Below are 14149 nucleotides of genomic sequence, written 5' to 3' on the forward strand. Positions count from 1 at the left end.
AGGGGCCGCTCTGGTAAAGTTGCGTGCCCGCACCCCGGGGAGCCGTCTGCCGGGCCTGGTTCCAGGATGTTCCGCGCAGTCCCCGCCGTCCTGGCGCGATCCTCCGCGCCATGTCTGGAACATCGAGGAAAAATTTTGCGAAATCAACCAGTTGGGTTCCGTGCATGAGCGCCCCGTCCACCCCGTCGGCCACCATCGCGCGCGGCACGCTGTACATCGTTGCCGCCCCTTCAGGCGCCGGCAAGAGCAGCATCGTCAACGCGACGCTGGCCCGCGACCCGCAGATTGCCCTGTCGATCTCCTTCACTTCGCGGGCCATGCGGCCGGGTGAAGTGAACGGTGAGCACTATCACTTCGTCACCGCAGAGAAGTTCGAGCAGATGATTGCTGCGGGCGACTTCTTCGAGCATGCGTGGGTGCACGGAGACTGGAAGGGCACGGCGCGGCAGTCGGTGGAACCGCAGCTGGCGGCCGGCCAGGATGTGCTGCTGGAGATCGACTGGCAGGGCGCGCAGCAGGTCCGGCAGCTGGTACCGGGCACGGTCACCGTGTTCATCCTGCCGCCGTCCAAGCAGGCCCTGCAGGACCGCATGCGCAAGCGTGGGCAGGACAGCGAGGCGGTGATCGCCCAGCGCCTGGGCGCCGCCCGCGACGAGATGCTGCACTTCAATGAGTTCGACTACGTCATCGTCAACGAGGTGTTCGACACCGCCGTGGACGAGCTGTGCGCGATCTTCACCGCCAGCCGCCTGCGCCGCGAGGCCCAGAAGGTCCGCCACGCCGGGCTGATCCAGGCCCTGTTGACCCCGGATCCGGGCGCAACTGACTGATTCCAAAAGAATCGGGTGAGGGTTGGCTTGATTTTGTCCAACCCCTGCCGGTACACTCCGTCCCCTTTCCCTCATTCGACTGAGCGGCCGACCGGTCGCCGGGAGCCCGTATGGCCCGCATCACCGTAGAAGATTGCCTGGAAGTCGTTAACAACCGTTTCGAGCTGGTCATGATGGCCTCCAAGCGTGCCCGCCAGCTCGCCAATGGCGTGCAGGCCACGCTGGACAACAGCGAGACCGAGGACAAGCCGACCGTGCTGGCGCTGCGCGAGATCGCTGCCCGCAAGATCGACAACGCGCTGATCGACGAAGTCGAGAAGGCCGAGCGTGAGCGCGCCGAGCGCGAAGCGCTGGAGTGGGCCGCCGCGGAAGTGGTCGCCGACGAAGACATGTCCAAGAACGACGATTGATCGCATCGATCAACGTCATCGCTGGACACGCCGAACAGCCCGCCCCGTGCGGGCTGTTTCGCATTCAGGATTTGCCGTAAACGTCGCGCTGGAATAGGCTTCGGGCATGAACCCAGGCCCCACTGCCAAGGTCGCCGCAGCCCCCACTGCCGCCGTACCCGACTACGTCCTCCAGCTTGAACGCGCCGCCCATTACCTGCCGCCGGAGCAGCTGCCGCTGCTGCGCCGTGCCTGGGAAGTCGGGGCCGCTGCGCACGCTGGGCAGACACGCAAGTCGGGCGAGCCCTATATCACCCATCCTGTGGCGGTTGCGCAGGTGCTGGCCGAGCTCGGCCTGGATGTCGAAGCGCTGATCGCCGCGATCCTGCACGACACCATCGAGGACACGCCGCTGACCCGCGAGGCGCTGGCCGCCGAGTTCGGCGAGCCGGTTGCCGAACTCGTCGATGGCGTGACCAAGCTGGACAAGCTGAAGTTCCGGGACCGCCAGGAAGCTGCCGCGGAGAGCTTCCGCAAGATGCTGCTGGCGATGTCGCGCGACCTGCGCGTGATCATGATCAAGCTGGCCGACCGCCTGCACAACATGCGTACGCTGGGCGCCCAGAGCCGCGAAGCGAGGAGCCGCATCGCCCGCGAGACGCTGGAGATCTACGCGCCGATCGCGCAGCGGCTGGGCATGAGCCTGGTCAAGAGCGAGCTGCAGAACCTGGGCTTCAAGGCGTTGTATCCGTGGCGCCACGCGATCCTGGAAAAGCACATCCGCAGCCAGCCGGTGGTGCGCCGCGAGGCGATGGCGCAGGTGGAAGTGCAGCTCTCGCAGCGACTGGCGAAGGAGGGCATCGAACACCGCCTGGTCAGCCGCATCAAGACGCCGTGGAGCATCTACAACAAGATGCGCGACGAGAACAAGAGCTTCGACCAGGTGATGGACGTGTTCGGGTTCCGCCTGGTCGTGCGCAGCGTGCCCACCTGCTATCACGCACTGGGCTCGGTGCATGCCACGTTCAAGCCGCTGGACGGTCGCTTCCGTGACTTCATCGCCATTCCCAAGGCCAACGGCTACCAGTCGCTGCACACCGTGCTCTTCGGACCGTATGGCTCGCCGATCGAGGTGCAGATCCGTACCGAGGAAATGGACCTGATCGCCGAGCGAGGCGTGGCCGCACACTGGACCTACAAGTTCGGTGGCGATTCTCCCAACAGCGCGCAGAGCCGTGCCCACGCGTGGATCGTCGAGTTGATCGATTCGCAGCGCGCGGCCGGCTCCTCGCTGGAATTCCTCGACAACGTGAAGGTCGACCTGTTCCCGGACGAGGTCTACCTGTTCACGCCGAAGGGGAAGATCCTGGCCCTGCCGCGCAATTCCACCGCGCTCGATTTCGCTTACGCCGTGCATACCGATGTCGGCAACATGGCGGTGGCCTCACGCGTGGACAAGAAGCTGGTGCCGTTGCGCACCAAGCTGGTCTCCGGGCAGTCGGTGGAGATCATCACCGCGCGTTCGGCCACGCCCAAACCGCAGTGGCTGGAGTTCGTGGTCACCAGCAAGGCACGCACCGCGATCCGCCACCAGCTCAAGCAGCTGGAGCACGAGGACGCCGTGCAGCTGGGCCACCGCATGCTTGACCGTGCGCTGGAGGCGATGGATTCCTCGCTGGAGCGGCTGCCGAAGGGGCGCCTGGATGCATTCCTGGCCGAGCACCGTTTCCCGCGCCTGGAGGCGCTGCTGGCCGAAGTCGCGCTCGGCAACTGGATGCCGACCCAGGCCGCGCAGGCGCTGATGGCCTATGCGGAACTGCGTGGCGGCCCGCATTCGCGCCACCATTCGCAGGAGAAGATCCTGATCAATGGCAGCGAGCGCGGCGTGGTCACCTTCGCGGGCTGCTGCCAGCCGATTCCCGGCGACGACATCATGGGGTACCACACCGCCGGCAAGGGCATCGTGGTGCATCGCATGGACTGCCCGAACCTGGCCGAGCTGCGCAAGTCTCCCGAGCGCTGGGTGCTGATCGGCTGGGATACCACCGTTTCCGGTGACTACGACACCTCGCTGGTGGTGGAAGTGGAGAACGGCACCGGCGTGCTGGCCCAGCTTGCCGCCGCGATCGCGCAGAGCCACTCCAACATCGAGCGCGTGGATTATCTGGATCGCGACTTCAACGCTGCCGTGCTGGCGTTCAACATCCAGGTGCGCGACCGCAACCACCTGGCCGAGGTCATGCGGCGCCTGCGCCGCCTGTCGGTCGTGCAGTCGGTGCGCCGTCAATAATCCCACCCATGCGTAGAGGGTGCACCGGTAGCGCCGGGCCCTGCCCGGCGAGCGCGCCACGCAGCATGAACCAAACGTCGCCGGGCATGGCCCGGCGCTACCGGGTTGCTACAATCGCCGCTCTGTTTTCCAAATGCACCGGAGCGACCATGTCCCGCCAGATCATCAACACCGAAAAGGCGCCTGCCGCCATCGGCCCTTACTCGCAGGCCGTGCGCGCCGGCAACACCGTGTACTTCTCCGGCCAGATCCCGCTTGATCCGGCGACCGGCGACATCGTCGGTGCCGGTGATGTCGAAGCCCAGGCCCGCCGCGCGTTCGACAACCTCAAGGCCGTGGCCGAAGCTGCCGGCGGTTCGCTGGACCAGGTCGTGCGCCTTGGCCTGTACCTGACCGACCTGGGCGAGTTCGCCAAGGTTAACGCGGTCATGCAGGACTACTTCCAGGCTCCGTTCCCGGCCCGTTCCACCATCGAAGTCTCCGGCCTGCCGAAGGGCGCCAACTTCGAGGTCGACGCGGTGATGGTCATCGACTGACGCCCCCGTGGCACGCAAGGCGGCGGTCACTCCGGTCCTGTCACCGTCCGGCGAAGCATCCCTGGCGATGCTCGCCGGCGTGGGTCCGGCCGTGGCCGCCAAGCTGCAGGCGCGTGGCCTGGCCACCCTGCAGGATCTCTGGCTTCACCTGCCGCTGCGCTATGAGGACCGGACCCGGCTGACCCGCATCGAAGACCTGCGATCCGGCGTGCCGGCACAGGTGGAAGTGCGCGTCGTCGCGGTCGAGCGCGGCATGCGCTACCGGCCGATGCTGAAGGTGGCGGTCGAGGACGAGGGGCAGGGCACCCTGGTGCTGCGCTTCTTCCATTTCCGCCAGCAGCAGGTCGGCCAGTTCGCGGTCGGCAACCGCCTGCGCTGTTTCGGTACGCCCAAGCCGGGCCACCTTGGCCTGGAAATCGTTCATCCCAGCTACCAGGTGCTGGGGCGCAACGATGATCCTGAACTTGGCGACCGCCTCGATCCGGTGTATCCCACGGTGGAAGGTGTGGGCCCGATGACGATGCGCAGGCTGATCGGCCAGGCACTGGATCGCCTCCCCGAAGAAGCCGCGCTGGAACTGCTGCCCGTGGGCTGGCTCGATGGCCTCGGCCTGCCGTCGCTGCGCAGTGCGCTGTTGACGGTGCACCGGCCACCGCCGGATGCCGACCTGGCCGCGCTGGCCGCCGGCACCCATCCGGCGCAGCGCCGGCTGGCGATGGAAGAACTGCTGGCACACCATCTCAGCCTGCGTCGCCAACGCATCGCGCTGCAGGCGCATCATGCGCCGCCGCTGGCCGGCCCCGGTGCGCTGGCCAAGGCCCTGCTGAAGCGGCTGCCGTTCGCCCTCACCGGCGCGCAGGCGCGCGTGTTCAAGCAGATCCGCGAAGACCTCGCGCGACCCCGTCCCATGCTGCGGCTGGTGCAGGGCGACGTGGGTTCCGGCAAGACCGTGGTGGCCGCGCTGGCCGCCATGCTGGCGGTAGAGCAGGGCAAGCAGGTCGCACTGGCCGCGCCCACCGAACTGCTGGCCGAACAGCATCTCAACAACCTGCGCGGCTGGCTGGAACCGCTGGGCGTACGTATTGCCTGGCTGGCCGGCAAGGTCACCGGCAAGGCGCGCGCGAAGGTGATGGAACAGGTCGCCAGTGGCGAAGCACAGGTGGTGGTCGGTACCCACGCGCTGATGCAGGAGGCGGTGGTGTTCCAGGACCTGGCCCTGGCCATCGTCGACGAACAGCACCGCTTCGGCGTGCACCAGCGCCTTGCGCTGCGCGACAAGGGCGCCGGTGGCAACAGCGTGCCACACCAGCTGGTGATGACCGCCACGCCGATTCCGCGCACGCTGGCGATGTCCGAGTACGCGGACCTGGACGTATCGGCCATCGACGAACTGCCGCCGGGCCGTACGCCGGTGCAGACCGTGGCCCTGAACAACGACCGCCGGCCGGAGCTGATCGAACGCATCGCCCTGGCCTGCGCGGAAGGACGGCAGGTGTACTGGGTGTGCACGCTGATCGAGGAAAGCGAAGAGCTGGACGCCACGCCCGCACAGGCCACCTTCGAATCGCTGCAGGCGCTGCTGCCGGGCGTGCGCGTGGGGCTGGCGCACGGGCGGATGAAAGCCGCCGAGAAGCAGGCGACGATGGTCGCGTTCAAGGCCGGTGACATCGACCTGCTGGTGGCGACCACGGTGATCGAAGTGGGTGTGGACGTGCCCAATGCCTCGCTGATGGTGATCGAGAACGCCGAGCGCCTGGGCCTGGCCCAGCTGCACCAGCTGCGCGGTCGCGTTGGCCGCGGTTCGGCGGTGTCGCGCTGCGTGCTGCTGTACCAGGCACCGCTTTCGCAGATGGCGCGCGAGCGTCTGCAGACCATGCGTGACACCAACGATGGCTTTGTCATCGCCGAGAAGGACCTGGAACTGCGCGGGCCGGGCGAACTGCTTGGTACGCGGCAGACAGGCCTGGCCGGCTTCCGCATCGCCGATCTGGCACGCGACGCCGGCCTGCTGCCCGGCGTGCATGACCTGGCCGAGCGCCTGCTGGCCCAGCAGCCCGCACTGGCCGACCGCGTGGTCAGCCGCTGGATCGGCACGGCCGTTCGCTACGCCTCGGCGTAAGCGGTCTCTGTGCGCTGCGCGCGTGAGTCGAGCATGGCTCGACTCTACAGACAGCCTTCTCGATCATCCCGTGGAGGTGTTGACCACGGTCGACACCTACCAGAGCAAAATGCCGTTCCGACAGGCCGCAGGAAACTGTCGAAGGCGGGGTGGGTCCGGTTGCGGGGGCGTGAGCGCCATGGATGGCGCGACCGAGCTTACATGGACGTACTTGCAGCGTCCCCCGCAACCGGACCCACCCCGCCATCCCCCAGAAAACCAGCTTTTGCCGTTGCTCTGGCGTTTGCCGTTGATCCGGCAGGTGCAGGGCGCAGCCCTGCCGGACTCCCCTGGTCTTGCAACGGTCATCATCCCGGTCCACACTTCGTTGCCGATCTGAAGACGGCAACGATGACCCACAAGATCCCCCTGTTGATCGACACCGATCCCGGTGTGGACGACGCCCTGGCCCTGCTGATGGCCTTTGCCGATGAACGGCATGACGTGGTCGCCCTGACCATCGCCGCCGGCAATGTCGGCCTGCAGTACACCGTCCGCAACGCCCTCAAGCTCTGCGACATCGTCGGCCGTCCCGACGTGCCGGTGTTTGCCGGCAGCCCCGATCCGCTGCTGCATCCCTCCGTCGATGCCGCGCATGTGCACGGCCGTGATGGCTACGGCGATGTCGATCTATCGCCGCCGAGCCGACAGGCCGAAGCCGAGCATGCCGCGCTGGCGATCCTGCGCCTGTCGCACAAGCATGCCGGCGAACTGATGCTGGTGATGCTCGGCCCGCTGACCAACCTGGCGCTGGCGCTGAAGCTGGACCCGACCCTGCCTCAGCGCATCAAGCGCATCGTGGTGATGGGCGGCGCGGTCACCTGCCACGGCAACATCACGCCGGCGGCGGAGTTCAACATCGCCTTCGATCCGGAAGCGGCGCACGTGGTGTTCACCGCATTCAAGCACCTGCTGGTGTCGGACTGGGAAGCCACCGTCGCCCACGGCCTGCCGCTGCAGCAGGCCGAGACGTGGCTGCAGGCCGATTCGGAGCGCGCCCGCTTCTATGAGCTGATCTCGCGCAAGACCCGTGGCCTGTCCGAAGACAGCAAGGGCGGCCGCTGGTACACCGCCGATGCCCTGGCCATGGCCTGGGCGCTGAACCCGGAAGGGCAGCTGCGGGTGGAATCGCGGCCGCTGAACGTGGAACTGAACGGCACGTTCAGTCGCGGCGCGACCCTCGTCGACTGGAACCGCCAGACCGGCCAGCCGGACAACTGCGACCTGCTGATGGCCTACGACCAGGCCCGCTTCGAAAGCCTTGTGCGGCAGGCACTTGGCGCGGACTGAGCGCGGATCCACGCAACCGGTTGCCCCAAGGGGCGGCCGGTGCTTATAATGCCGCTCTTGACCACCAGCCCATTTACGGTGTGAGCCCATGAAGGCCGATATCCATCCGAACTACCGCGACGTCGTCTTCCATGACGTCACCTCCGATTTCAAGATCCTGACCCGCTCCACCATGGCGACGAAGGAAACCATCCAGTGGGAAGACGGCAACGAATACCCGCTGGTCAAGGTTGAAATTTCCTCGGCTTCGCATCCGTTCTACACGGGCAAGCACAAGGTCATCGACACCTCGGGCCGCATCGACAAGTTCCAGAAGCGCTACGCGCGCTGATCTGTCGATCCCGCTCCGAACCGACGGCCGCGCTCTGCGCGGCCGTTTGTTTTTCCCCGGCGCCTGCCCAACAGGCGTTTGGATGGACAGAACACTGCGTTCGCGTGACAACGCTTTTGCCGATCCGGGCCACTCGCTGGCCGGGTTCCAGCCGCCTGCCGTCTACGACTTCCGTCTAGCACCGGGCAAATGCTGCTGTGCGATAATGGCGTGATCCACGACACAGGTCGTGGACGTCATTCACGTGCCTGACCAATGCGCTTGGGCAGGCGCCTTCCCATGAAGGAGCGCACACAGTGTCCGATCTTGATCAGGTCACGCTCAACGCCGGCGACACGTCGGTCGTTCTGCCCGTCATCAAACCCACCCTTGGCAACGACTGCGTCGACATCGCGAAGCTGACCAAGGAAACGGGGTTCTTCACCTACGATTCCGGCTTCACCGCGACGGCCAGCTGCAAGTCCGCCATCACCTACATCGACGGCGACAAGGGCGTGCTGCTGTACCGCGGCTACCCGATCGAACAGCTGTCGGAAAAGTCGAGCTACGTCGAAGTGGCCTACCTGCTGATCAACGGCGAGCGTCCGAGCGCCGAGCAGCTGAAGGCCTTCACCGATGAGCTGGCTGCCGAGGCCAACGTCCCCGATTCGATCAACACCCTGATCGGCAGCTTCGCCAAGGATGCCCATCCGATGGCCATCCTGGCTGCCGCGATCGCGCAGCTGTCGGCCGTCTACCACGACGCGCTGGACCTGTCCGACGCCGAACAGCGCCGCCAGGCCGCTGTGCGCCTGATTGCCAAGGTGCCGACCCTCTCGGCGCTGATCTACCGTCACGGCAAGGGCCTGCCGGCCAACACGCCGGACACCTCGCTGGATTACGTCAGCCGCTTCCTGAAGCAGACCTTCGAGTCGGCCGACGGCCAGTACGAACTGAATCCGGACGTGGTCAAGGCGCTGGACCTGCTGTTCATCCTGCACGCCGACCACGAGCAGAACGCGTCCACCTCGACGGTGCGCCTGGTCGGCTCGACCGGTGCCAATCCGTATGCGTCGGTTGCCGCGGGCGTCACCGCGCTGTGGGGTCCGGCCCATGGCGGTGCCAACGAAGCCGTGCTGAAGATGCTGGAAGAAATCGGTTCGGCCGACAACGTGGAATCGGCCGTGCTCAAGGCCAAGGACAAGACCTCCGGTTTCCGCCTGATGGGCTTCGGCCACCGCGTCTACAAGAACTTCGATCCGCGCGCCAAGGTCATCGGCGAGATGACCAGCAAGGTGCTCAAGCAGCTGGGCGTGCAGGACCCGCTGCTGGACGTGGCCGTGAAGCTGGAGCAGGCCGCGCTGCAGGACGACTACTTCGTCGCCCGCAAGCTGTACCCGAACGTCGATTTCTACAGCGGCATCATCTACAAGGCGCTGCAGATTCCGACCGAGATGTTCACCGTCATGTTCGCCCTGGGCCGTACCTCCGGCTGGGTGTCGCATTGGCTGGAACAGCAGGTCGATCCGGAAATGAAGATCGGCCGTCCGCGCCAGGTCTACACCGGCAGCGACGTGCGCGACTACCAGGGCTGATCGCCCCGCAATCGCAACGTGGAAGAACGCCCCCGCAAGGGGGCGTTTTTTTTTTGCCCATGCCGTGGTCCCCCCTCTGGCTGTAGCAATGCCGAAAGCGTCGCATTCTGCTGGTCACGGCACGCGCGATGCGTGTGTGATGTCGCAGAAGTACGCGTAATCGGCAATCAAGAAACGTTGCATGTACACCGCAGGAGTCGATCAATACCTTGTCCGCGCTGCTGGCAGGGCACGTCCGTGCCGGCAGTGCTTCCCTTCAGGAGGCAACCCAATCCATCAGAGAGAGAAACCATGTCGCACATGTTCAAGAAGGCCGCCCTGGCCGTGGCGCTCGCCGGCGCTTCGCTGACCGCGCAGGCCGCCGTGGAAACCAACATCACCGTGTGGGCGAACGTCGATCCGACCCTGTCCCTGCTCAAGGCCGACGGCACCGCGCTGCCGGACGCGGTGCAGCTGGTCTACCGCGCCGGCGGTGCCGGCCTGTCGTCGTGGAGCGAAGATGTGCGCATCTTCACCAACGACACCGAGAAGGACGTCAGCGTGCGCCTGGCGGCCGACGCCGTGCTGCGTCCCGACCTGGCCGCACCGGGTGCCATCAACGTGCCGCTGACGGTCAGCCTCAACGGCCGCGCCCTGGAGACCACCCCGATCGACTTCGCTGCAGACGACCTGTTCGACAGCGCGATTCCGGGTGCGTCGATCGCCATGCCGCTGCGCGTGCAGCAGACCGTGTCCGGCGAGATCAACTTCGCGGGCCTGTACAGCGGCACCGTTGCGCTGGTCGTGTCGCAGAACACCGCCGCGCCGTAATCCCCACCGCGCCGGCCCGTTCGCGGGCCGGCCGGCCATCGGTTGTCTCCCCATGTTGATACCTGCACCTGCCCACAGCCGGCTGGCGGTCGCGCTCGCCCTGACGTTGGCCATTCCGACCCTGCCGGCTGTCCACGCACGGCCGGTACCGGCCGGTTTCGAAGACCTCGCCAGCGGCCAGACCGAGCGTGTCGAGGTACGCCTGTTCGGGCAGTCGGCCGGCCTGTGGTCTGCCTGGGTCACGCTGGATACGGTGCAGCTGGACCAGCCCGCGCAGGTACTGGAAGCCCTGGGTCTCAGCGCCGATGCGCGCGACGCGCTGCAGGCGGCACTGGCTGCACCGCTGCCGCGCAACAGTCATCTGGCCTGTCCCTACGGCCAACCGGATCCCGGCTGCGGCTGGATCGACAGTCCGGACGATCCTGCGCAGGTGCACGCCATCTTCGATGAAAGCGATGGCGTGCTGATGTTGTTTCCGGCACGCCGGTGGCTGCCACAGCAGAGCGCGCAGCGCTCGCCGTTCCATCAGGTGTCCGAGCAGGCACAGAACGCGCTGCTGCAGCAGCAGACCGTGAATTTCAGCGGGGGCGATGGCTATCAGGCGTTGAGCGTGCAGGGGAGCACGGTGCTTGGCGTGCTGCGCGATGGCCATGTCGCCAGCAGCTGGAACTACAGCCGCCAGGCGCGGCAGGGTTACCGCGCGCATGACCGCTTCCAGCTGGACGATCTCTACTATCGCCACGATCTTGCCCAGCGCCACTACGTGCAGCTGGGCCGCATGGACCGGCGCAATCTCTCCAGCCAGCAGGGCGGCACCTTCGGGTTGGGCATGCTGCCGCTGGATCGCTTCGAGGGGCTGCGCGTGGGTACCACGCAGGCCTACGTCGATACCGACGCCAACGTCACCTCCACCCCGTTGACTGTGCTGCTCGGCCGCGATGCACGCGTGGATGCCTTCGACGGTGATCGCCTGCTGCAGACCTTCTATCTGCAGGCCGGTGTCAACGATCTCGATACGCGCCGGTTTCCGCTCGGCAGCTACACCGTCACCCTGCGCATCTATGAGGATGGCCGCTTCGTGCGCAGCGAGGAGGCGCCCTTCAGCCGGGGCGGCGACTGGTCCGAGCGCAGCCTGCAGTGGTTCGTGCAGGGCGGGCGCCGTCGTGCGCATGCGACACGTGCAAGTGACATCGGCGATGCGTCCGACACGGCGGTACAGGCGGGGTTGCGCATCCCCCTTGCGCGCAACTACGGCATGACAGCGGGGATCGCCCGCGTCGCCGATACCGGTTACGGCGAACTGCGCATGGAGGGACGCCAGCAGTTCGGGCGGCATGACCTGCAGGCGATGGTCGGCGTGCTGAACGGAGGCGATGGCAGCCACGGCCTGCAGCAGCAGCTGAGCTATCGCCACTACGCGTCCTGGAATGTCTATCGGCAACGCCTGCGCGGTGGCGCCTGCCAGAGCAGCACGCCGGTGCTGCGTGACCGCTTCGGTTGTGTCGATGCGCTCAGTGCCTCGGTATCGGCGCCCCTGTTCGGCGGCAGCCTGTACCTGGGATACACGCGCCGGCGCAGCTTCACCCCGGAGTGGAGCCTGCCCGGCGAAGACGACGATGCCTGGACGGGCCTGCCGCCGGGCCTGCTGCCGCCTCATGTGCCGGCGCTGCGTCCTGCGCAGACCTCGCGCAGCCTGCAGGCCAGTTACAGCCGTACCCGGCAGTGGCGTGGACTGAGCATCGGCAGCCGGCTGGGCGTGTGGCAGCAGGACACCGACACTGGCAGCGGGCGCGGGCCTGCCCGTGATCGCGGCCTCTACCTGAACATTGCAGTCTCGCGGCTGCAGCGGATCGACGACGGCAGCGTGCAGCAGCGCGTGGCGCTGGACATGCGCCAGCCCCAGCACAGCCGCCCGGATGCCCGCCTGGGCCTGTCGCATTCGCTGCGGCAGGAGCGCGACGGCGACGCGCGCGATCTGGGCGCCGAGCTGAGCGCGTACAACGACGACCGCTACAGCGCGCTGGCCAGCGCCCGTATCGACAACCGCTTCGGGCAGAGCGGTGCATCGGTGTCGTACTACCAGCACCACGGTGGGGGTGAACTGGCCTACAGCGGCAACCACACGTCGGGGCTGTCGCTGTCCGCACGCGGGCTGCACTGGGGCGGCGCCCATGGCGCCGATGCCGGGGTAGTGGTCAGCGTGGACGATGCGCGCGATCTGGAGCTCAGTGGCGCGGCTGCCGATATCCGCGCCGGCAGCAACCGGCGCCGCATCCTCGGCTTCGGTGAGCGCCGGCTGCTGCCGCTGGGCGGCTACCAGCGCCACCGCGTGGACGTGCAGGACGCCAGCGCGCACGACAGCGACGCCGCAGTGCGTGTCGCCCGCCTGGGCGCGGCGCAGCACGCCTTCCTGCTGCCAGGGAAAGTGATCGCGCTGCCGGTCACGCTGGACGTGACCTACACCTTCATCGGCAACGCACGCGACATCGCCGGTACCCCGCTGGAAGGCGCCCGCATCCTCAATGCGCCGGTGCCCTCGCTGGGCCGCGACGGCGGCTTCATCGCCGAATTCCCGCAGCGCGAGCCGATGCTCTACTTGCTGCGTGCAGGCGACCTGCTGCAGTGCCCGCTGACCGTGCGTGAGCGCCGCAGCGTGGTGCTGCTGGTCGGCCAGGTGCAGTGCGAACCGCTGGCGCTGGAGCAGTTGCCGGCACCGATCCGCCACCAGGCGCGGGTACAGCGGCTGCTCAACGAACTAGCCCCGGTCGCGGGGCGCAACGAACGCAACGTGATGAGTGGAGGTGCGCGATGAGGACCGCATGGAGGCTGATGCTGGCCGCGGCCTGCCTGCTTGGCAGTGCACAGGCGCTGGCACAGCGCCCACCGGCAACGACGCCGGCAACCGGCGTGATCACCACCGACATCGTCCGCACCTTCGACCGCTCCGCGCCCGAAGCGCTGGAGCTGTGGGCGCCCAGGACCGTGCTCGGGTATGGGGAGGTGGAGCTGGGGTACGGGAAGATCCATCTGACGTGTGACGAAGACCCTGCGTATGGGCGTTGTCCGACGCGTGATACGCAGGAGGGGCCTGTGTCCCACGCATCCTTCCCACTTCAGTTTCGCGAACTGAGAAGCGGTCAGGACATCGGCATCGACGTTGTAGGGTGGATAGAGCGGGCCGAGTGGCAGCGCACTTGCAGCGATGATTTCTGGGATAAGAACAGATATCCGCTCTGGAGTTCCACGACTCGCGATTGCCAGATACCTCCAGGTGGTACAGCTGCGCGGCTCATCATTCACAGTGAAGACGTCGGGAATCTCGTTGCGGGTCGTTGGAGAGCAGAACTCCGCCTCAACCTGCGCATCGATCCCGACGGCCCGATCATCGCCACCCACGTGTTCCGGTTCGATCTGACCATCACCGATCGCGACCGCACCATGATCTACCTGCCCGAGTTCGGCATGGCCGAGCCGCTGGTGGGCCTGCAGCTGGACTACCGGCCGATTCCCTCACCCGGCACGATCGGGGGCACCGCCGTGCTGGACATGTGCCTGTACGACGGCATGGGCTCGCAGAGCGAGTATCTGGCCATCACCGCGCGCGACATGGGCCCCGCCGCGCCGGGCCGTCCGCCATCGCAGTACTCGGTCTGGCACCGCGACGGTGGGCGCGAGGCGCAGGACCGCCTGGACTACCAGCTCACCCTGGACCACAGCGGCCAGAAGATCGCCCTGCGCAACAACGAGGAAGTGCTGCTGCGCGGCATCGATACCGCCGAGCTGCGGCTGGTGATGCTGCCCGACATGAACCAGTGGGTGTACTGCGTGCCCACGCCGCTGACCCTGGAAACCCCCCGTGTGCCGGCGTCCGAGAAACGCGAGGGCTATTACGACGGCCGCCTCAAGCTCGAAATGCGCCTGCCGACCGACCGCCTCTGACC

11 protein-coding genes are annotated in these 14149 nt (G+C 66.9%); all 11 read left to right on the forward strand.

The genetic code is table 11. The features are described from left to right. Positions 1-164: 164 nt before the first annotated feature. The 11 genes from gmk (at position 165) to ACVOKU_RS10110 (ending at position 14147) form a co-directional block, all read left to right on the forward strand. A complete protein-coding gene (gene gmk / locus ACVOKU_RS10060) occupies positions 165-830 on the forward strand; it encodes a guanylate kinase (RefSeq protein ID WP_053519456.1) in 666 nt (221 codons plus the stop codon). A 110-nt stretch (positions 831-940) separates the two neighbouring features. Then, entirely contained in the window at positions 941-1240 is a 300-nt protein-coding gene (gene rpoZ / locus ACVOKU_RS10065; protein ID WP_005410877.1) for a DNA-directed RNA polymerase subunit omega, read from the forward strand. Positions 1241-1346: 106 nt separating this feature from the next. Further along, positions 1347-3509, forward strand: coding sequence for a RelA/SpoT family protein (locus tag ACVOKU_RS10070; protein ID WP_481559817.1), 2163 nt, complete (start codon positions 1347-1349; stop codon positions 3507-3509). Positions 3510-3658: 149 nt separating this feature from the next. After that, positions 3659-4045 (forward strand): RidA family protein, encoded by a 387-nt coding sequence (locus ACVOKU_RS10075; protein WP_053519454.1) that lies wholly within the window; start codon positions 3659-3661, stop codon positions 4043-4045. A 7-nt stretch (positions 4046-4052) separates the two neighbouring features. Then, on the forward strand, positions 4053-6164 hold the full coding sequence (gene recG / locus ACVOKU_RS10080; protein WP_481559818.1) for an ATP-dependent DNA helicase RecG: 2112 nt from the start codon (positions 4053-4055) through the stop codon (positions 6162-6164). A 390-nt stretch (positions 6165-6554) separates the two neighbouring features. Further along, the gene (locus ACVOKU_RS10085) at positions 6555-7493 is read left to right on the forward strand and encodes a nucleoside hydrolase (RefSeq protein ID WP_481559819.1); all 939 of its coding nucleotides are present in this window, start codon (positions 6555-6557) and stop codon (positions 7491-7493) included. An 88-nt stretch (positions 7494-7581) separates the two neighbouring features. After that, positions 7582-7824: a type B 50S ribosomal protein L31 gene (locus ACVOKU_RS10090; protein WP_005410871.1), complete on the forward strand. Its 243-nt coding sequence runs from the start codon at positions 7582-7584 to the stop codon at positions 7822-7824. Positions 7825-8120: 296 nt separating this feature from the next. Beyond that, entirely contained in the window at positions 8121-9398 is a 1278-nt protein-coding gene (locus tag ACVOKU_RS10095; protein ID WP_164150898.1) for a citrate synthase, read from the forward strand. Positions 9399-9689: 291 nt separating this feature from the next. Beyond that, positions 9690-10208 carry a CS1 type fimbrial major subunit gene (locus ACVOKU_RS10100; protein WP_065181680.1) on the forward strand — a complete coding sequence of 173 codons (519 nt, stop codon included), beginning with the start codon at positions 9690-9692 and terminating at the stop codon, positions 10206-10208. Positions 10209-10260: 52 nt separating this feature from the next. Continuing rightward, positions 10261-13020, forward strand: a complete 2760-nt coding sequence (locus ACVOKU_RS10105; protein WP_481559820.1) for a TcfC E-set like domain-containing protein — start codon at positions 10261-10263, stop codon at positions 13018-13020. A gap of 17 nt (positions 13021-13037) precedes the next feature. Continuing rightward, complete coding sequence (locus ACVOKU_RS10110) at positions 13038-14147, forward strand: CfaE/CblD family pilus tip adhesin (protein WP_481559821.1); 1110 nt, start codon at positions 13038-13040, stop codon at positions 14145-14147. Positions 14148-14149: the final 2 nt, after the last annotated feature.

Source organism: Stenotrophomonas sp. STEN147 (assembly GCF_056757995.1).